The organism is Sorangium sp. So ce281, from assembly GCF_051527395.1.
Classification (GTDB): domain Bacteria; phylum Myxococcota_A; class Polyangia; order Polyangiales; family Polyangiaceae; genus Sorangium; species Sorangium cellulosum_B.
On sequence record NZ_CP150322.1, the window covers coordinates 9,985,456 to 10,005,406 of the forward strand.

General features: G+C 70.7%; 17 protein-coding genes. 10 read left to right on the forward strand and 7 right to left on the reverse strand.

Features of this window, described 5'->3' with window-relative positions; all coding sequences use genetic code 11:
- The first annotated feature begins 2 nt into the window (after positions 1-2).
- From WMF27_RS38125 to WMF27_RS38160, 8 genes are all read left to right on the forward strand, one after another.
- The gene (locus WMF27_RS38125) at positions 3-650 is read left to right on the forward strand and encodes a hypothetical protein (protein ID WP_437763991.1); all 648 of its coding nucleotides are present in this window, start codon (positions 3-5) and stop codon (positions 648-650) included.
- Positions 650-1,492 carry an SCO family protein gene (locus WMF27_RS38130; RefSeq protein ID WP_437763990.1) on the forward strand — a complete coding sequence of 281 codons (843 nt, stop codon included), beginning with the start codon at positions 650-652 and terminating at the stop codon, positions 1,490-1,492. Before WMF27_RS38125 ends, WMF27_RS38130 begins: the two co-directional genes overlap by 1 nt.
- A gap of 31 nt (positions 1,493-1,523) precedes the next feature.
- The gene (gene coxB / locus WMF27_RS38135) at positions 1,524-2,468 is read left to right on the forward strand and encodes a cytochrome c oxidase subunit II (protein ID WP_437763989.1); all 945 of its coding nucleotides are present in this window, start codon (positions 1,524-1,526) and stop codon (positions 2,466-2,468) included.
- A 19-nt stretch (positions 2,469-2,487) separates the two neighbouring features.
- Positions 2,488-4,125, forward strand: coding sequence for a cytochrome c oxidase subunit I (gene ctaD, locus WMF27_RS38140; protein ID WP_437763988.1), 1,638 nt, complete (start codon positions 2,488-2,490; stop codon positions 4,123-4,125).
- On the forward strand, positions 4,122-4,808 hold the full coding sequence (locus tag WMF27_RS38145; RefSeq protein WP_437763987.1) for a cytochrome c oxidase subunit 3 family protein: 687 nt from the start codon (positions 4,122-4,124) through the stop codon (positions 4,806-4,808). Before ctaD ends, WMF27_RS38145 begins: the two co-directional genes overlap by 4 nt.
- A gap of 15 nt (positions 4,809-4,823) precedes the next feature.
- Entirely contained in the window at positions 4,824-5,324 is a 501-nt protein-coding gene (locus WMF27_RS38150) for a cytochrome C oxidase subunit IV family protein (RefSeq protein WP_437763986.1), read from the forward strand.
- A gap of 246 nt (positions 5,325-5,570) precedes the next feature.
- Positions 5,571-6,989, forward strand: a complete 1,419-nt coding sequence (locus tag WMF27_RS38155) for a sensor histidine kinase (protein WP_437763985.1) — start codon at positions 5,571-5,573, stop codon at positions 6,987-6,989.
- Between the two features lie 7 nt (positions 6,990-6,996).
- The gene (locus tag WMF27_RS38160; protein WP_437763984.1) at positions 6,997-7,554 is read left to right on the forward strand and encodes a response regulator transcription factor; all 558 of its coding nucleotides are present in this window, start codon (positions 6,997-6,999) and stop codon (positions 7,552-7,554) included.
- Here the strand turns inward: WMF27_RS38160 and WMF27_RS38165 are convergent.
- Entirely contained in the window at positions 7,551-8,747 is a 1,197-nt protein-coding gene (locus WMF27_RS38165) for a trans-sulfuration enzyme family protein (RefSeq protein WP_437763983.1), read from the reverse strand. The two genes, WMF27_RS38160 and WMF27_RS38165, sit on opposite strands and share 4 nt — an antisense overlap.
- A gap of 85 nt (positions 8,748-8,832) precedes the next feature.
- On the opposite strand from WMF27_RS38165, the gene WMF27_RS38170 reads away from it, so the two are divergent.
- Positions 8,833-10,497, forward strand: a complete 1,665-nt coding sequence (locus WMF27_RS38170; RefSeq protein WP_437763982.1) for a nitrite/sulfite reductase — start codon at positions 8,833-8,835, stop codon at positions 10,495-10,497.
- A gap of 27 nt (positions 10,498-10,524) precedes the next feature.
- On the opposite strand, the gene WMF27_RS38175 is transcribed toward WMF27_RS38170, so the two are convergent.
- The 5 genes from WMF27_RS38175 to WMF27_RS38195 all read right to left on the reverse strand — a co-directional run bounded on the left by WMF27_RS38175 (position 10,525) and on the right by WMF27_RS38195 (position 17,592).
- Positions 10,525-12,642, reverse strand: a complete 2,118-nt coding sequence (locus tag WMF27_RS38175) for an ATP-dependent helicase (protein WP_437741959.1) — start codon at positions 12,640-12,642, stop codon at positions 10,525-10,527.
- Between the two features lie 88 nt (positions 12,643-12,730).
- The gene (locus tag WMF27_RS38180) at positions 12,731-13,723 is read right to left on the reverse strand and encodes a hypothetical protein (RefSeq protein WP_437763981.1); all 993 of its coding nucleotides are present in this window, start codon (positions 13,721-13,723) and stop codon (positions 12,731-12,733) included.
- A 52-nt stretch (positions 13,724-13,775) separates the two neighbouring features.
- Complete coding sequence (locus WMF27_RS38185; RefSeq protein ID WP_437763980.1) at positions 13,776-15,146, reverse strand: serine/threonine-protein kinase; 1,371 nt, start codon at positions 15,144-15,146, stop codon at positions 13,776-13,778.
- Complete coding sequence (locus WMF27_RS38190; protein ID WP_437763979.1) at positions 15,143-16,135, reverse strand: serine/threonine-protein kinase; 993 nt, start codon at positions 16,133-16,135, stop codon at positions 15,143-15,145. The genes WMF27_RS38185 and WMF27_RS38190 overlap by 4 nt, the downstream gene beginning before the upstream one ends.
- 191 nt (positions 16,136-16,326) lie before the next feature.
- On the reverse strand, positions 16,327-17,592 hold the full coding sequence (locus tag WMF27_RS38195; RefSeq protein ID WP_437763978.1) for an extensin family protein: 1,266 nt from the start codon (positions 17,590-17,592) through the stop codon (positions 16,327-16,329).
- A 240-nt stretch (positions 17,593-17,832) separates the two neighbouring features.
- Between WMF27_RS38195 and mrtC the strand changes: the two genes are divergently transcribed.
- Entirely contained in the window at positions 17,833-18,669 is an 837-nt protein-coding gene (gene mrtC, locus WMF27_RS38200) for a myxosortase MrtC (protein ID WP_437763977.1), read from the forward strand.
- A 69-nt stretch (positions 18,670-18,738) separates the two neighbouring features.
- Here mrtC and WMF27_RS38205 read toward each other — a convergent pair whose 3' ends face one another.
- The gene (locus tag WMF27_RS38205) at positions 18,739-19,929 is read right to left on the reverse strand and encodes an AI-2E family transporter (RefSeq protein ID WP_437763976.1); all 1,191 of its coding nucleotides are present in this window, start codon (positions 19,927-19,929) and stop codon (positions 18,739-18,741) included.
- Positions 19,930-19,951: the final 22 nt, after the last annotated feature.

Genomic DNA, 19,951 nt, shown 5'->3' on the forward strand with positions numbered 1-19,951 from the left:
CCATGAGCGAAGCGACCGACAACACAGCGACCGATCACGCCGAGGCCCATGCCGAGGTGGATCGACCGAACAACTCGCTCATCTTCGTGATCGTGATCGCCACGCTGCTCTCGATCGTGGTGACCGTGCTCTTCGTCAACGAGATCTTCAAGTCGACGATGGAGCGGGAGATCTCGAGAAAGGTGCTCGAGCCGCCGAACAGCGCGCTCCGCAGCCTGCGGGCCACGGAGAAGGAGCGGCTCAGCCGCTACCAGTGGGCGGACGAGAAGAAGGGCGTCGTCCGCATCCCGATCGATCAGGCCGTCGCGCTCACCCTGAAGGACTACCAGGAGAAGCGCGTGAGGAGCGCGGCCGCTCCCGCCGCGACGATCGAGGGCGCGCAGCCCGCGGACGGCGCGGCGAAGCCCGCCGAGGGCGCCGCCGGCGAGCCGTCGAAGGGCGAGGACGCAGCGAAGCCGGGCGACAAGGACGCGGCGAAGCCCTCGGACGCCGCCAAGCCTGCCGAGACGGCCACGCCCGCGAAGCCCGCCGAGACGGCCAAGCCCGCCGACGCCGTGAAGCCCGAAAAGCCTGCGGACGCCAAGCCCGCCGCGCCTGCAGGCGCGGCGTCCAAGCCCGCAGCCCCGGCGACCCCCGCTCCGGAGCAGTGATGTCCCGCCCGCTGTCTGCCCTGCTCGCCGTTCTCGCGCTCGTGGTGGCCACGGTCACCCCGGCGCGGATCGCGCGGGCGGCGGACACCGCCGTCCCGCCGGAGCTCACCGGGGCCGACATCGTGGAGCGGCCAGGCGCCCTGCTCCCGCGCGACCTCAAGCTCCGGGACCAGTCGGGGCAGGAGGTCGAGCTGGGGCGATACGCGGCGGGAGACAAGCCCCTCGTCCTGCTGCTCGCCTACTACGAGTGCCCGATGCTGTGCTCGCTGGTCCTCAACGGCGTGCTGCAGGCCATGAAGGGGGGCGACTGGACCGCGGGCAAGGAGTACCGCGCCCTCGTCGTGAGCTTCGACCCGCGCGACACGCCCGAAGCTGCGCGCAAGAAGAGGGCGAACTACGTCGAGGCCTACGGCAGGCCGGTCGCCGGCGACGGCTTCGACTTCCTCGTCGGGGACGAGCGGTCGGTGCGCGCCCTCGCAGACGCTGTGGGCTTCGGCTACCGGTGGGACGAGACGACCAAGCAGTACGCCCACGCAGCAGGCGCGTTCGTCTTCACCCCTGACGGACGCCTGTCGCGGACGCTTTACGGCATCACGTTTCCACAGAAGAACTTCAACCTCGCGCTGCGCGAAGCGGGCAGCGGGCAGGTCGGGAGCGCGTGGGATCGCGTGCTGTTGTTCTGTTTCCATTATGATCCCAACGCCCGAGGGTACGTCCTGGCGACCCAGCGCCTGATGAAGGCGTCCGGCGCCGCCTGCGTCGCGCTGCTCGGGCTCTGGCTCATCCGCTTCTGGCGGATGGAGCGCTCCCACATACGGGCGCGCGCAAACAAGGCTTCCTAGGACACAAGGTGGCGGAGCCACAACTATGGTGATGAAAAACCCGATCGATCTCGGCTCCTTCTGGCTGCCCCGCCCGGGCTCGACGCTTGCAGAGCACGTCGACGCCGGCTGGGCTGCGGCTTATTGGGTCGCCGTGTTCTTCTTCGCCCTGGTTGCCGGGGCGGTCGTGCTGTTCGCCATCAAGTACCGGCGGCGGACGGAGCGGGACAAGACGAGCACCATTACGCACAACGCGGCGATCGAGGTCGTGTGGACGGTGATCCCGGTCGCCATCGTCGTCTCGCTCTTCTTCGTTGGCTTGCGCGGCTACGTGCACGCATCGGTGGCGCCGGCCGAGTCCTACGAGATCAACGTCACGGGGGAGATGTACCTGTGGACGTTCACCTACCCCGACGGGACGACGACGATCAACGAGCTCGCCGTGCCGCGGGGGCGCCCGGTGCGGCTCATCATGAGCTCGAAGGACATCGTCCACAGCTTCTTCGTCCCGGAGTTCCGGATCAAGCAGGACGTGGTCCCGGGCTCGTACACGACGGCCTGGTTCGAGGCGACGGAGACGACCGAGACCGTGCTGCTCTGCACGGAGTACTGCGGCACCGGCCACTCGGACATGCTCGCCACCGTCAAGGTGCTGGAGCAGTCCGACTTCGAGAAGTGGCTCGAGGGCAACAACAACAGCGATCTCCCGCCCGAGGAGCTCGGCAAGGCGCTCTTCGTCAAGCGGAGCTGCGCGACCTGCCACTCGCTCGACGGCACGCGCGTCCAGGGCCCGTCCCTGAAGGGGCTCTTCGGCCGCGAGGAGGAGCTCACGGACGGCTCGAAGGTCATCGCGGACGAGAACTACTTCCGCGAGAGCCTGTTCAACCCGACCGGCCAGGTCGTGCGCGGGTACCCGCCGGTGATGCCGGTGTTCAAGGGGCTCCTCAAGGACAAAGAAGTGGACGCGCTCATCGCTTACCTGAAGACGGTGAAGTGAGCGCCGGGGAGAAGCAGTCATGTCGCAGACCGTAACCACCCTTGACGTCAACACGGCGCCCGCCGCCGGCCACGGAACCGACTACATCCGTGCCCAGAGCGGGGTCATGTCGTGGCTCACCACGGTCGATCACAAGCGGATCGGCCTTATGTACCTCGCCAGCACCTTCACCGCCTTCCTGATGGGCGGGCTGTTCGCGCTCCTCCTCCGGCTCGAGCTCCTGACGCCGAAGGCGACGATCATGAGCGCGAACATGTACAACCAGATGTTCACGCTCCACGGCGCGGTGATGACGTTCCTGTTCATCATCCCGTCCATCCCCGGGGCGCTCGGCAACTTCCTCCTGCCGATCATGATCGGCGCCAAGGACGTCGCCTTCCCCAAGCTGAACCTCCTCAGCCTGTACCTCTACTGGATCGGCGCCCTCTTCACGCTCTCCTCGCTGATCACGGGCGGCATCGACACCGGCTGGACGTTCTACGTCCCGTATTCGAGCACGACGACCACGACCTCGGTCCTGAGCGTCACGTTCGGCGTCTTCATCCTCGGCTTTTCCAGCATCCTCACGGGGCTGAACTTCATCGTCACGCTGCACAAGCTCCGGGCGCCTGGGATGGGCTGGTACAAGATGCCGCTCATGCTCTGGTCGCTCTACGCGACGAGCGTCGTCCAGATCCTCGCGACGCCGGTCCTCGGCATCACCCTCCTCCTGCTCATCGCGGAGCGCGCGTTCGGCATCGGGATCTTCAACCCGGCGCTCGGCGGCGACCCGGTGCTCTACCAGCACTTCTTCTGGTTCTACAGCCACCCGGCCGTCTACATCATGATCCTGCCGGGAATGGGCATCATCAGCGAGCTCATCGCCGTCCACTCGCGGCGCCACGTCTTCGGCTACAAGGCGGTCGCCTTCTCCAGCATCGCCATCGCGCTGGTCGGCTTCCTCGTGTGGGGCCACCACATGTTCACGTCCGGCCAGAGCGAGTACGCGGCGATCATCTTCTCGTTCCTGACCTTCATCGTGGCCATCCCGAGCGGGGTGAAGATCTTCAACTGGCTGGCGACGCTGTGGCGCGGGTCGATCAGCTTCAAGACGCCGATGCTCTACGCGCTCTCGTTCCTCATCCTCTTCTCGATCGGCGGGCTCACCGGCATCTTCCTCGGCATGCTCAGCGTCGACCTGCACCTGCACGACACGTACTTCGTGGTCGCGCACTTCCACTACGTGATGGTCGGCGGCACGGTCATCGCCTTCCTCGGCGGGCTCCACCACTGGTGGCCCAAGATCACCGGGAAGATGTACTCCGAGAAGCTCGCCGCGATCTCCTGCGCGCTCGTCTTCATCGGCTTCAACGTCACGTTCTTCTCGCAGTTCATCCTGGGTAGCCGCGGGATGCCGCGCCGCTACTACAACTACCTCGACCAGTTCCAGCCGCTGCACGCCTTCTCGACCGTGGGCTCGTGGATCCTGGGCGCCGGGTTCCTGCTGATGATCATCTACTTCATCCAGTCGCTGCGCTCCGGCGCTCCGGCGCCGGCGAACCCCTGGGGCGGGCTCAGCCTCGAGTGGACCACCGCCTCCCCGCCGATCACCGAGAACTTCGTCCGCACCCCGGTCGTGACGAAGGGCGCATACGACTTCAACACGGAGGACGCATGAGCGCGCACGCCGAGGCCGTCGAGCGGCCGAACAAGGCAGGCCCGATCCTGTCCCGCAACTTCCACGTCGCTCACCATTTCGATTCCGCGGATACGCAGTTCGACGCCGGCAGGATGGGCATCTGGCTCTTCCTCGTGACCGAGATCCTCCTCTTCGGGGGGATGTTCTGCGCGTTCGCCGTCTTCAGGACCTGGTTCTTCGACTCCTTCGTGGAAGCTCACCACCACCTGGACAAGGTGATGGGCGGCGTCAACACGGTGGTGCTCATCTGCTCCAGCCTGACGATGGCGCTCGCGGTCCGGTCAGCGCAGAAGAGCGACCAGAAGAACACCACCCGGCTGCTCGTCATCACCCTGCTCTGCGCCGCCACCTTCCTCGTCATCAAGTATTTCGAGTACCAGCACAAGTTCCACGACGGCCTCCTGCCCGGGAAGTACTTCACGGCCGAGGGGTTCACGACGGCCCACGCGGGGATCTTCTTCGCCGTCTACTTCATGATGACGGGCATCCACGGCATCCACGTCGTGCTCGGGATGGGGCTCATCACGTGGATCCTCATCCGCAACCGGCGGGGTGAGTTCTCGAGCCGTTACTACTCGCCGGTCGAAGGGGTGGGGCTGTACTGGCACCTCGTCGACCTCATCTGGATCTATCTCTTCCCCCTGCTCTACCTGGTGGGCTGAGGACTAGAGGACAGCATGTCGACACACGCAGAAACAGCTGGCGCGCACGGGCACGGCCATGGCCACGGCGCAGACCACGTGCCTCACGTCCTGCCGCTCAAGATCTACATCGCCACGTGGCTCGCGCTGCTCGTGCTCACGATCGTCACCGTGGGCGCGAGCTACGTCGACCTCGGCGCGGCCAACCTGGCGATCGCGATCCTCATCGCGACGATGAAGGCGGGCGTCGTGGCGCTCATCTTCATGCACCTCAAGTGGGACCATAAGTTCCACACCCTGATCTTCGCGTCGTCGCTCATCTTCCTGGGGATCTTCATCGGCTTCACCATGTTCGACACGGCCAACCGCGGCCGAGCCGAAGCGATCGAGGCCGAGCGGCCGGCGGACATCAAGGCGCCGTTCGACGGCAAGCGCGCCGCCGACGACTGGAGGATGAAGCGGGCGCACAAGGCGCCGCCGCCGCCCGCGCGCGGCGCGCACGGCGCGCACGGCAACGGAGCCGAAGAGGCCAAGTGACCGGCCCGGGGCCGAGCGCCCCGTCGGCGCGAGGTCGAACGTAAGCCAGCCAACAATTTCAAGTCACGGGATTCACTGGGGTTTTTCCTGATGCCCCCCGGATGTGGGCCGGGGGCGCACCTCGCGCGTGCTCGCGGCTTCCGTGCGCGGTACAAGGGAGCGGATACAAGGCGACGTCGGAAGGCTGCTCCGGGATGGACGCCGGACGCCTCGACCGCGCCCTGGAAAGCCCCCCTGTCCGCGCGGATGCACTCCTCCTTCCAGCCATGGTCGCTTGACGCAGGGCACGACCCCGCCAAGAGCAGCGCGCCCCCTGCGGCGCGCCGGCGGCTCGCGATCCTGCTCTCCGGGCCGAAGCCCCCGTCCTGGGACACCGCCGACAGGTGGCTGATCCAGCTGCGGTGGGGGGCGATCGCGGGGATGATCGCGACCACGGTCGCGGGCAGGAAGCTCGTCCCCGACCTCGGGCTCGCTCCGCTGGTCGTCGGCATCGCCGCGATCGCGGCGGCCAACGTCGCCTGGACCTTCCGGGTCCGGCGCGCGCGCCGGCCGGACGGGGGCGAGCCCTCGGCGCGCGAGCCCGCGCAGGATCACGCGCGCGCCCAGCTCGTGGGCGACGTGATCGCCAACGCCTGGATGCTCTGGTTCTCGGGCGGGCTGGCGAACCCCTTCGCCGTCTTCCTCGCCTTCCACATCGCCCTCTCCGGCCTCCTCTGCCCGCGGCGCACGACCGTGCTCGTGGGCCTGTTGACGCTGGCCGCCATCGCCGTGCTCACGTACGCGACGCCGCTGCCGCTCGACGCGGCGCCGCTCGGCGGCGAGCGCATCCGGCGGCTCGGCGACCTCGTGTCGCTCACGTCGCTGACGCTGTTCCTCGGCTTCTTCGTCGTCGTCTACGCGCACAGGCTCGAGGAGCTCCGGCAGCAGAGCCAGCGGAACGAGCGGCTGGCGATGCTCGGGCGCATGGTCGGCGGGATGTCGCACGAGCTCAGCACGCCGCTCGCGACGATCCTCCTCGCGAGCAAGGACCTCGTCGACGTGGCCCGCGAGACGGGCTCCGAGGACGCGGCGCGCATGGCCGAGACCGTGGCCGGCGAGGCGCGGCGCGCGAGCGACATCATCGGGCTGATGCGCGGCCAGATCCGGCTCGATCAGCGGATGGAGCCGCTGGAGCTCACCCGCTTCGTGCGCGACCTGGCGAAGGTCGAGCTCGCGCGGCTCGGCTACCGCGGCGCGCTCGCGTTCGACACCCCGCGGCCGGTGCAGGCGGACGTGCTGCGGCCGGCGCTCTGCCAGGTGCTCGTCAACCTGCTCGCCAACGCCGCCGAGGCGACGGCCGACTCGGCCGAGCAGCGGATCGAGGTGAGCGTCGTCGAGCGCGGCGACGTCTGCGAGATCTCGGTCTCCGACAGCGGGCCGGGGCTCAACCCCGACATCGCCGGGCGGCTCGGGGAGCCGTTCCAGACGACGAAGATGGAGCAGGGTGGCATGGGGCTCGGGCTCTACATCAGCTCGATGATGGCCTCCCGCATGAACGCGGTGCTGCGCATGGAGAGCGTCGAGACCGGCGGCGCGAAGGCGACCTTGCGCCTCCGCCTCGACGGGAGCACGGACCCCATGGACGCGGATCTCCCCGGCGCGCTGAAGCGCTCCGGGGCCGCCTGAGGTGAAGATGACGCGACGGATCGAGACGGCGCTCCTCGTGGACGACGACGACGCGTTCCGCACCACCCTGCAGGGCGCGCTGCGCCGCCGCGGGGTCGTGGCGAGGACGGCGGCGACGATCGACGAGGGGCTCGTGGCGCTCGAGTACGAGCCGGTGGACCTCGTGGTCATCGACTACCGCATGCCGCGCGGCGACGGGCTCAGCGCGCTCGCCAAGTACCGCAAGCTGCAGCCCGAGGCGGCGATCGTGATGCTGACCGGGTTCGGGGACATCCCGCTCGCGGTGGCGGCGATGCGCGAGGGCGCCGACACGCTGCTCAGCAAGCCCGTCGACGCGGACAAGCTGCTGCGCGAGGCCGCGAGCCTCCGGGATCGCCAGCGGCCCCCGCCCTCGGCCTCGACGGCGCCGACGCCGCCGCCGGGGAGCCTGAAGCTCGACGATCTGGAGCGCGAGGCGATCCGCGCCGCGCTCCGGGAGTCGGGCGGCGTGGTGGCCACCGCGGCGAAGCTGCTCGGGATCGACCGGCGGACGCTGCAGCGGAAGCTGAAGAAGCTCGGGGGCTAGGCCCCGCCGAGCGCGTCGAGCGCGCTAAGGACGTCCCTCACGACGTCCTCGGTCTCCTCGATGCCGACCGACAGGCGGATCAGCGCGGGGGAGATGCCGATCGCCGCGAGCTGCTCGTCGCTCAGCTCGTGGAAGCTCATGATGCAGGGCTGCTCGATGAGCGTCTCCACGCCGCCGAAGCTCGGGGCGATCGCGGCGATGCGCGCGCCGTCCACGACGCGCGACGCCGCCTCTCGCCCGCCGCGCACGGTGAAGCTCACGACGCCGCCGAAGCCGCGCATCTGCTCGGCCGCGACCTTGTGATCCGGGTGCGACGGGAGCCCCGGGTAGAACACCCGCTCCACCGCGGGGTGCGCCTCGAGCGCGCGCGCCACGGCGAGCCCGGTCGCGTTCTGCCGCTCGACGCGGAGCGCGAGCGTCTTCATCCCGCGCCCGATCAGCGCCGCGGCGTGGGGATCCATGATGCTCCCGAGGACGCTCCGCATGTCGCGGATCAGCGAGATCAGCGCGCTCGAGCCGGAGACCGCGCCGCCCAGGACGTCGTTGTGGCCGGACAGGTACTTGCTGGCGCTGTGGACCACGAGGTCGATGCCACGGCCGATCGGGTCGGAGTTGAAGGGGGTCGCGAACGTCGCGTCGACGACCGTCTTCACCCGCGCCTTCTTGCAGATCTCGGCGAAGCGGGCCAGGTCGATACAGTGGAGGTAAGGGTTCGTCGGCGACTCGCTGAGCGCGAAGCGGGTGCGCGGCCGGATGGCCGCCTCGAGCTGATCGAACGCGCCCGGGTCGATCAGCGTGTGCTCGACGCCGAGCCGCGAGAGCACGTTGATCACGAACTGCCGCGTGCGGCGGTACACGTCGCGGAACAGGATGACGTGGTCGCCCGCCTTGAGGAGCGCGAACGCCGTGGTCGTCACCGCCGCCATCCCGCTCGCGAAGAGCAGGGCGTCCTCCGCGCGGTCGAGCGCCGCGACGCGCTGCTCGACCTCGCGCACGGTGGGGTTGCCGTAACGGCCGTACTCCTGGCGCTCGGGATCCGCGTCGCCTCCCGCGAAATAGCGCTCGAGGTCCGCCGTGTTCGCAAAGGTGTAGGTCGCCGTTTGCGCGATCGCAGGCGCGAGGGTGTGGGAGGGGCGCTGGCGGAGCACGCCCGCGTGCACGGCTTCGGTCGAGTTCGGCAGAGCGGTCTTCATGGTGCTGGGGGCTGGATACCTCGTGGAACCGGCGGTGATAATTGTCGCACTTGACGCGTCGGAAATATAGGGAATACCATCGGTTATGTCGCAACGAGTCGAGCGCCTTGCGGCGGCCATCGACGTACACGCCGAGAACGTCGCCAAATTCAAACGTGGTGAGCTGACCCCCGACCAGTTCCGTCCTCTACGGCTGGCCATGGGTGTCTATGCGCAGCTCGCGCACGTGAAGCACATGCAGCGGATCAAGATTCCTGGAGGACAGCTCACGGCTGCGCAGCTGGAAGCCCTCGCGGAAGTCACGGAGCGGTGGGGGCGCGGGCTAGCGCACGTCACGACCCGCCAGGACATCCAGCTCCACTACCTGGAGATCGAGGAGACGATCGACCTGCAACACGTGCTCGCGCGCGCGGGGGTGACGACGGTCGGCGCGTGCGCGGACACGCTGCGCAACATCACCGCGTCCCACCTCGCTGGCGTGGTCGAGGACGAGGTGTTCGACGTGACGCCTTATGCGCTCGCGGTCACCGAGCATTTCCTCTTCCACGAGCACAACCGGCGGCTACCGCGGAAGTTCAAGGTGGCCTTCTCGGGGAGCGCGCGCGATCACGCGCAGATCATGATCAACGACGTCGGTCTGCTCGCGAAGATCGGCGACCGCGGGCGCGGCTTCACGGTCTACGTGGCCGGCTCGCTCGGCTCGACGCCCGAGATCGCGCACCTCTGGAAGGAGTTCATCCCGGAGTCCGATCTGCTGCCGATGTGCGAGGCCGTGGTGAGCGTGTTCCACCGCGACGGAGAGCGGAAGAACCGGAAGAAGGCGCGCCTCAAGTTCCTGCTGCGCAAGATCGGCGAGGCCGAGTTCCTGCGCAGGCTCGACGAGGAGTTCGCTCGCATCAAGGCGGAGCGCGGCGATGCGCTCGCGGCCGAGCTGGCGGAGCAGGTGGCCGGGTACCGGGAGAACGCTCCGCCCCCGCTCACGCCGCTGCGGGAGACGCTCGGCGACGGCGCGTTCGCGCGCTGGAAGCGGACCAACACGATCGCGCAGAAGCAGACCGGCTACCGGGTGGCGACGGTCAAGCTGCCGCTCGGCGACATCACGAGCGAGCAGCTGAGGCGCCTGGCCGACCTCTCGCGGCGCTACAGCAACGGCGAGGTGCGGGCGACGAACACCCAGAACTTCGTGCTGCGCTGGGTGCCGGAGGGGCAGCTGCTCAACCTGCACCGCGAGCTCTCGCAGATCGGCCTCGCCGAGGCGGACTCGGGGCACATCACCGACGTGGTGACCTGCCCGGGCGGCGATTACTGCACGCTCGCCATCACGAAGAGCATGGAGGTCGGCGCGCGCATCCGGGATCACCTGGTGCCGAACGGCAGCCGCCAGGAGGCCGACGACTTCGTCAGCACGCTCGGCGAGTTCGACATCAAGATCTCGGGGTGCCCGAACTCGTGCGGTCAGCACCACGTCGCGGACATCGGGATGACGGGCCTGATGGTGAAGGGCAAGGACGGCGTCGAGCGCCCGCACTACTCGCTCCGCGTGGGCGGCGGCTGCGGCCCGAACGCTCGCATCGGCGAGCGCCTCGACGGCCGCATCCCCGAGGAGGAGACACCCAAGGTCATCGCCGCGATCGCGCGCTTCTACATGGCCGGCCGCGCCGAGGGCGAGAGCTTCCGCGACTTCGTCACGCGCAAGGGCGTGCAGGAGATCACCCGCGCCGGCTTCGCGGCCGCCGAGGGCGCCCTCTGACCGAGCCCCCGCCGTCCCGCGCCGCGCTCAGGTGCGACGGCGCGGGATGAGGGGGGGATCTCCGGCGAACGGGTTCATCGACAGCGCGGCCAGCACGCCGGCCGCGCCCGCCTTCACCTTCTCCATCCCCGGGGCGACCGGCGCGAGCTCCTCGCGCTCCTCGAGGAGCTCGGGGGGGATCTCGAGCATGAACCGGCTCGGCGTCCTCGGCACCATCTTGCCGCGCGAGCCGCGGTGCTTCGCCCGCGTGAGGTAGAGCCGATCGCGGGCCCGCGTGACCGCGACGTAGAAGAGCCGCCGCTCCTCCTCGATGCTGTGGCCGCCCGTGTCGCCGCCCTCCGCGCCGCTCGGCGCGGCGTCCGTGGCGCGCTCGTCGAGGCTGCGCTGGTGAGGCATCAGCCCCTCCTCCAGGCCGATCACGAACACGTACGGGAACTCGAGCCCCTTCGCGCCGTGCATCGTGGTGAGCGTCACCCGATCGGTGGCCTCCTCTTCCTCCGAGTCCTGCCGCAGGGCGAGCAGCCGCAGGAACTCGGCGAAGCTCGCGCGGTCCCCCTTCCCCTTCTCGTCGCGGCGCGCGAAGACGTTGAGCAGGCCCTCGATGTTGCCCCAGCGGCGCGCCGCGGCGTTGGCCGTGGACGAGCCGGCCATGATGTCTTCCTTGAAGCCGGCGTCGGCGAGGAGCGCGCGGGCGACCTCCGCGGAGGGCTCGCCGCGCTCGAACCGCGCGCGCGTGGCCTCGATGATCCGGAGCAGCTGGCGGCAGCCCTCGATCGCGGCGGCGGTCAGCTCGTGGACGGCGTGCGGCCGCGACACCGCCGTCCAGAGCGACGCGTCGTGCGCCGTCGCGTAGGCGCCGAGCTTGGCCACCGCGACGTCGCCGATGCCCCGCGCCGGGTAGTTCAGGATGCGCCGCAGGCACATCTCGTCGCCCGGGTTGAGCGCGACGCGGAGGTAGGCGATGAGGTCCTTGACCTCCTTGCGCTCGAAGAACTGCTGGCCGCCGATCATCCGGATCGGGATCTGCCGCTCCTTGAGGGCCGACTCGATCGCGGCCGCCTGGAGGTTCGAGCGGTACAGCACGGCGATGTCCTTCGGCCGCGCGGCCTCCCGCTCCAGGAGGCGCTGCGCCTCCGTGGCCACGAAGCTCGCCTCGACGTCGGGGTCCACGCAGATGATGGACCGCACCTTGTCGCCCTCCACCCGGGTGGCGATGAGCGACTTCTTGTGCCGCCGGGCGCCGGACTTGGCGAGCACCGCGTTCGCGACGTCGAGGATCGGCTTGCGGGAGCGGTAGTTGTGCTCGAGCTTGACGACCTTCGCGCCCGAGAAGTGCTCCTCGAAATCGAGGATGTTGCGCACGTCGGCGCCGCGCCAGGCGTAGATCGACTGGTCGTCGTCGCCGACGACCACCACGTTGCGGTGCTCGCCGCAGAGCAGGCGCAGGAGCTCCAGCTGGGCGCGGTTCGTGTCCTGGTACTCGTCGACGATCACGAAGCGGTAGCGCATCCGCCAGCGCTCGAGGACGTCGGCGCGCGCCTGCCAGAGGCGGACCACCTCGCAGATGAGGTCGTCGAAGTCGAACGCCTGGAACGAGCGCAGCGCCGCCATGTAGCGCGGGTACACGAGCATCGAGATCTCGTCGTACTCGTCGATGCCCTTGCCCTGCCGCTGCGCCTCGGCCCAGGTCTCGGCGTCGAGGAACGCGTTCTTGGCGTTCGAGATGCGCGAGAGGATCGCGCTGACGTCGTAGCTCTTGCCGGCGCGGAGCTCGCGGAGGATCTCGCGGATGACCCCCAGGGCGTCGGACTGGTCGAAGATGGCGAAGGAGCCGCCGCGCAGGCCGAGGGCGCGGGTCTCCGCGCCGAGCACGTCGAGCCCGAAGCGGTGGAAGGTGCAGACCTTGAGCTCGCGCGCGACCTTGGAGCCGACGAGCTTGCCGACGCGCTCGTGCATCTCGGCGGCGGCCTTGTTGGTGAAGGTCATCGCCAACATGGAGCGCGCCGGGATGCCGCGATCGAGCAGGCGGGCGATCCGCGTGGTCACCACACGCGTCTTGCCGGAACCTGCGCCGGCGAGCACCAGCATTGGCCCGAGCTCGTGCTCGACGGCCGCACGTTGAGACGGGTTCAATAAGTCCGACACCGTGCCGTGGCCTAGCCCGGCGCGCGGCGGAGCGGGAGCTTGATTTTACCGGAGCGCGGCGCGGACGCGGGATGGGCGCTGAAAAGGCTCAGATACCGGGCGGCGTGGCGAACTGCCCAGGGAACGGGTTCGCCTCGCGGCGGCGCTGGACCTCGTCGAACGTCCAGGGCGTCGTCCCGCGCTCGTTGAAGAGGGCCACGCCGATCACGCCGACGTTCCTCGTGTCGCCGTGCTTCTGGTTCGCATAGGAGCCGCGGACCGAGCCGAAGCGGAACGCGGCGACCGTGTCGACGGACTGGCGGAAGCCGTCGATCTCGAGCTCGCCGTGGGGCTCGATCAGGTAACCGCGCTTGCTGAACGTCGCGGCCTGGCCGTCCATGACGTCGAGGCCGTCGACGGAGACGACGCACTCGAGCCGGGTCGGCGTGAGGTTGCGCAGCACGATGCTGTAGCGCTGGCCGGCCTCGCCGATGACGTGGCTCTTCTCGCCGGCGACGAAGCCGCTCAGGAAGCCGCCGCCCTCGCCGCGGAGCCCGACCGCGACGGCGCCGCCCGCCAAGGTGAACGCCTGCGGCGACGTGCGGCGGAAGCCGGACGCGCTCGCCATGGCGCGGGCGCCCTCGGCGTCGTTGTAGAACAGGCTCGCGACCACGAAGGGGCGGTTGACGTCGGCCCGGACGAACGGCGCGGTCGAGATGCGCGACACGCGCGTCTCACCCCACTCGGTGCCGAGGCCCGGGCGATCGATGGGCTCCGGCGCGACCTGGCTGCTCGGCGCCTTGCGCGCGGCCCCCTCGGCGCGCGAGGCGCCGCCCGTGGCGGAGGGCCGCTCGATCTCGGCCGAAGGCGCCGCGGGCGAGGCGTCGATCGACGGCGGCGCGGCGGGCGCGCCCGGCCCGTCGAACGCGGCGCCGTCCTGGAACCCCTGTGCGCTGGAGGGCTCGGGAGCGCCCGTGATCGCGCGCCCCCCCTTGGCCGTGGAATCCGCCGGCCGGGCCGCTGTGCTGCCGCCGCAGCCGGCGGTGCCCGCGAGGAGCGATAGCGCCAAACAAGCCAGCCCGATTCGTCGCATCCGGTTCATGGTCCCTCCGCTCCGCATTTGCGGTGTCGACGAGAGAACGGGCGCGACGAGGCTACCTTACAGCCGAGCGCGCCTGCGCCCCGGCGTGCGCGGACGGCGGCGCAGGCGCGGCGTGCTCGCTCGCCGCGATCCAGCGCTGCGCGAGCGCGAGCCCGAGCGCGGCCGACGCGACGGCGAGCGCGCAAACGGCGAGCGCGGAGGCGCGCGACGCCGCACGGGCGACGGGCCGCGACGGAGGTGCGCGCCGCGTCGAGCGCGCCCTCGGGCGGCGCGAGAGGCGCGCGGCGCCGGCCGACGCGGCGAGCAGCGGTCGGCGAAGCAGCTCGGCGGGCACCTCGCCGCGCGCCGGCGTGCAGGCCGCGACGGCCTCGGCCGCGGTCGGGGTGAGCGTGGCCGCGCTGACCGCCGGCGCGGCGCTCGACTGCGATCCGTCGTGCAACCGGGCGTGCACTCGGCGCACAGCGGCTTCCATGTCGGCGGCCGTCTGGAAGCGATGCTCGGGCGCCTTCGCGATCGCGCGCAGGATCAGCTGCTCGAGCGCCACCGGGATCGGCTGCGGCGCGAAGCGCGAGGGAGCAGGAGGCTCCCGCTCGCAGTGCGCGAAGCGGAGCGCGTCGCCCCGGCCGCGCAGCTCGTCGAAGGGGCCTCGCCCGGCGACGAGCTCGTAGAGGACGAGACCCATCGCATAGATATCCGCGCGCGGATCGATCGGCTGGGCGGCGCACTGCTCGGGCGCCATCGTCCTGGGGGTGCCGATGACGGCGTCCGGGGCGGTCAGCGAGGCGCCGGCGTGGAGGAGCTTCGCGACGCCGAAGTCGAGGACCTTGAGCGTGCCGTCGTCGCAGAGGAACAGGTTCTCGAGCTTGAGATCGCGGTGGACGATGCCCGCCGCGTGCGCGAGCGACATCGCGGACAGGGCCTGCAGGACCAGGTCGAGCGCGGTCGGGACCGCGACAACGCCGAGGCGCGCGAGCTCGGTCCGGAGATCGCGCCCCTCGAGGAGCTCCATGGCGAAGTAGGGGCGGGCGCCGTCGGTCACGCCGAGGTCGAACACGTCGGGGAGACCCGGGTGGCGCAGGCGAGCGATCGAGCGCGCCTCGGCGCGCAGGCGCGCCGAGAGATCGCTGCGGCCGGCGTGGCTGCGGTGCAGCACCTTCACCGCGAACCGGCGACCGAGCGCCCGGTGCTCGACCTCGTACACCTCGCCCATGCCGCCCTGACCGAGCAGGCGCAGCACGACATACGGTGTGCCGGGGAGCGGCTCGCCCTCACCCAGCGCGCGGAGCGGCCACGCGCCTTCGGACGGCTCGCCCTCGCCCGGCGCTCGGAGCGACCGCGCGAAAGGCGCCCTCGGCGCGAGCGACACCCCGCGCGCGTAGAGCAGCGTGCGCGCCCCGGAGCACTCGGCGGACGCGCCGCTCATCGCGCCTCTCCGACCGCGAGGCGCGCCCGCGCGCTGCGCTCGCCCTCCGGCGGCGCGGCGCGCCCCGCTCCGCCGTGAGCCGGCGTCTCCCTGCCCCCGCCTTCGCCCAGCGCCTCCGCGAGCGCGGCGGCCATCGCGTCCGCCGTCTGCCAGCGGAGCCCCGGATCCTTCTCGAGCGCGCGCGCGACGGCATGATCGAGCGCCGGGGGCACCCAGAGGAGCGAGCGAAGCCGCGGCGCCGGTGTGTCGAGGTGCGCCCGCATCACCGCCATCGAGTCGACCACCGGAAATGGACCGCGCCCGGTGATCGCCTCGAAGAGCAGGAGGCCCACCGCGTACACGTCGGTGCGAGCGTCGACCTCCTCGCCGCGGATCTGCTCGGGTGACAGGTAGCGCGGCGTGCCGAGGACGTTCGAGCCCGTCGACGGCTCCAGCCCCTCGCGGCTCACCTTCGCGATGCCGAAGTCGATGAGCACGGCGTGCTCGGCCTCGGGCGCACCGGGCGCGCTCTCCAGATCGGCGACGCCTTGCTCGGCGCAGCTGTCTTGCGCGAGGAAGACGTTCGCCGGCTTGATGTCGCGGTGGACGATGCCAGCGCGGTGCGTCGCCGCGAGCCCGCCGAGCACCTGGATGGCGATGTGCACGGCGGTGGGCGTCGCGAGCGGTCCGCGCGCGTCGAGCCGCTCGCGCATCGTCTCGCCGAAGAGGCGCGGCATGACGAGGAACGGCCGGCCGTCGCTCGTCACGCCGACCTCCTCGACCTTCACGATGTGGGGATGGCTCAGCGCCGAGAGAGCGCGCCCCTCCTGGACCAGGCGCGCTCCGATCTCGCTCGACCCCTCGTGCATGGCGCGGAGCAGCTTGAGCGCGCGCAGCTGGCCGCGGCGCCCGGTCACCTCGAAGACCTCCGAGCACGAGCCTGCCCCGATCCGACGGAGCACACGGTAGGAAGTCCCCGGCAGCGGCTGTCCGTCTTTCTTTTGCACCATGTCCGTCGACCTCCCTCGCGGGGGCGCGCGGCGGAGCGCCGGCGCCCTCGTTCGGGAAGGGAATCGTCGCCCTCGTGGCAGAAGTTGCGCGAACAAACCGCTCAGATCATCAAAAAACGCGCAATCAACGGATGTGCAGTGGGGCGCGCTGCGAGCCGTTCAGGGCTGTACAAGGGGCGCGCGGCCTTCGCTCAGTGATAGAGGAACCACCGGACGCCCGGCTTGATCTCCATATGGTAATGATCGGCGTGCGCCGCATTGAAATTGGGCGTCAGCGCGTAGGTAAAAATCCCGAGATCCGCCGCTTCGCACACGATGGACCGGAGCTCGCGCGCCTCGGGGAGCTCGGGCTGGGGCGCCCCCTCACCGCAGGTCTTGTCCCCGATGCGGCCGTGGAAGTGGCGCGCGACGCTGATCCAGGTGCCGTCGCGCTTCTTGAGGGCACCGACGTCGATGGCCAGGCCGGCGGGGTGCCGCGTGCCCGGCGGAGCCCACGTGCCGCGGGGCTTCTGCGCTGCATCGCTGCGCAGCGCGACGTCGCCACGGTGCTTGACCGGAGACGTTGTCGCCCGGGTCGGCCCCGCGGCTTTGCGCCGAGCAGCGCGGCGCGCTCCGACCTTGCCGGCGGCCTTCTTGGCCGGCCCGCTGCGCGCAGCGATCGTCCGCGTCCGCTGGCCGGGAGCCTTGGAAGCGGCGCCTGGCTCGGCTTTCGAGGCGCCCTTCTCCTTCGGCGCGGCCCCCGCTGCGCCCTTCTCCTTCGGCGCGGCCTCCGCGGACCCCTTCTCCTTCGGCGCGGCCTCCGGCGCCCCCTTCTCCTTCACGCGTCGCGGCCGCTCCTCAGGTGCCTTGGGCGTCCCGTCGAGCGCGCCCTTCTTGCCGAGCTCCACCGGCGGCGCAGGCTCGACCAGCGAGGCCTGCCTCGTCGATTCCTCGCGGGCAGCGCCGTCCGCGGCCTTTGCCTGTTGCACCGCGCTGTCAGCGGCCTTGGCATGAGCGATCGGGTGCCCGTGCTCGCCGTCGCCGTCCACGCCCTCGCGGCCGCGCATCGGCACGTTGGGTCGATACATCGTGTAATGGACGACCTCGTCGATATCGTGCCGCGAGAGCACGGCCGCGAAATCGTCGAGGGCGAGCGCGAGGCGCGCGTCCAGGATCTCGAACATGCTCGTCACGCGCTGCTCGGGCGGGAGCACCGAATGAAAGTTCACGCCGTTCAGCCGACCCGTGAGCCGGATCGGAGCGCGCACCCCGGGCGCGTGATCGACCTTGAGGTACAGGATCTTCCGGCGATCCAGCTCCGCCAGCGCCTCCTCGTTCGTCATGTTGGCGTAGCGGTACGCCGGAGACGCCTCGGCGACGCTCGCCTCCGGCGTCATGAGGAACGGCGACGCGGCCGACGCGGGCGCCGGACCGAGCGTCGCGACGGACGCAAGCAGCGCGCAGGCCAACGGCTTCATCAGACAGCGAAGTCGGGAAAACGCCACAGCGGCCGCACTCTAACGTGACCGGGCTGGAAGGCTAGAAAATGGGCGGTGGCTGGACCCGTGTACAGCACCTGAATCGCGCCGCCCCGAGCGCTGACCATCGCGGAGAGACATCGTGGCGGCTAGGCTGAGCGCGCGCGGCCGCGACCCCTGGTCGCCGCGATCCCCGCGTAAGCCCCCGCACCGCGCGCTCCCCTCCGCGACGGACACGCCTTGCAGCCGCCCACACCCATCGAACCGAGCCGAGACGCCCGCGCACCTGCCGGCGACGAGACACATGGCGCGCCGGCAGACGCGAACGCCGCGCACGCGAGCGTCGGCGAGCGCGAGCGCGAGCGCGAGCGCCCGCGGCCGCCCGAGCCGACCGCGGGGCGCGCGCTCCTCGCCGCTGGCATCACGACCGCCGCCGTGACGGCGGTGTCCTACGCCGCGCCGAAGAGCTACGCCGGCACGCTCGTCGGCCTCACGTTCTTCGCGGCGACGTCCTGGCTCGTGCTGAGGTACGACGAGTCGACGATCCGCGCCCACGGCCTGTCCCTCGGGGGGCTCCTGGAGCCCGTGCCGCTGTCGGCGAGGCGCCTCGCCCGCGCCGCGCTCCACGCCGTCGCCTGGGCGACGCTGGTCGCCGCGATCGTCTTCCCGCTCTTCTGGCTGGGCTACCGGCTGTACTGGGGCGCGACCTCGCCGTTCGTGCTGCGGCCGCCGCCCTCGCTCGCCGACGAGATCGCCGCGCAGCTGCTCGTGGTCGCGCTGCCCGAGGAGGCGTTCTTCCGGGGCTACCTCCAGAGCGCCCTCGACCGCGTCTTCCCGCCGCGCTTCCGCGTCGCCGGCGCGACGCTCGGCCCGGCGTGGCTCCTCTCGTCGGCGATCTTCGCGATCGGCCACGTGCTCACGATCCAGCACCCGGCCCGGCTCGCCGTCTTCTTCCCCGCGCTCCTCTTCGGATGGCTGCGGGCGCGCACAGGCGGCATCGGGGCGCCGCTCGTGTTCCACGCGGCGTGCAACCTCCTCTCCCTCACCCTGGCCCGCGGCTACGGCCTGTCGCCGTGAGCGCCTCGATCGAGGGCGCGGACCGCGCCTTTCGCGGCGCTCCGGCGCGCCGTCCCGTCACACCGGCCGTCACGCCGGCGGTCGCGACGTCGGAGGCGGTCGCGAGGTCGGCGGCGGTCGCGAGGTCGGCGACGTCAGCGAGGGTGGCGGCTGCGACGTGTGCGGGCCCAGCGGGAGGCCCGAACCGGAGATGCCCGCGCGCGTGTCGACCGCCCAGAGGACGATCGCGGCGACGACCGGGCCGATGAAGATCCCCGCCGCGCCGAACAGCTCGAGCCCGCCGAAGATGGCGAGGAGCGCGATGAGCGGGTGCATCCCGCCGTGCGAGCTCTGGACCCACGGCCGGATCACGTTGTCCGAGAGCCCGATGAGGACCGCCGCGGCGCACATGCCGATGCCCGCCCCGATGCGCCCGACGACGAACAGGTAGATGGCCGCACCCAGCGTGACCGGCGTGGTGCCGATCATGGGGACCAGCGAGAGCAGCGTGGCCAGGAGGCCGAGCAGGAACGCGCCCGGCACCTTGCAGGCAAACAGCGCGATCGTCGTCAGCGTCCCCTGGACGGCCGCCGTCGCGAGCAGGCCGAGGACGGCGCCGTGCACCGTGTCCTGGATCGACGCGAAGAGGACGTCCGTCTCCTCGTTCCTGAACGGCGACTGCGTGAGCAGCCAGCGCAGCAGCAGGCCCCCGTCGCGGAGCAGGTAGTAGAGCCCGACGACGAACAGGAAGGCGTCGACGATCGTCTGCGGCACCGCGGCGACCATGCCGCCCGCGAAGCCGGCGATCGAGCTGCCCACCCGCTCGAACAGGTTGCTCACGTACGTGCGGACATCGTCCCCGGACAGGCCAGCCCTGTTGAGGAGCCCCGTTACCCTCCCGTCGTTCAGGAGGCCTTCGACCCGCTCGATCGTGTTCGACCAATCCCGCGCGAAGAAGCGGCTTATCGAGGCGGAGGCCTCGATGATGATCACCGCGAGCGGGATGCACACGAGGATGATCACGCCCACCGTCGAGATCGCGGGCGCGAACTGGCGGAAGCGGCCGAGCCGAGGCGCGAGGCGGCGCTGGAGCGGGGAGACGAGGAGCGCGACCAGACCGCCGAGCAGGACGGGGACGAGCAGCCCCTTCACCATCCAGAAGAACAGAGCGATGAGCCCCGCCCGGAGGGCGAACGACAGCCATCGATCGGACTGAAAATCTTGCTGCATCGCCGGGTGCGCTCGCTCCTGCGCCGCGCTCAGCGGCCCATCGTGGGTCAAGGTAGGGTGGGCATCTGGCAAC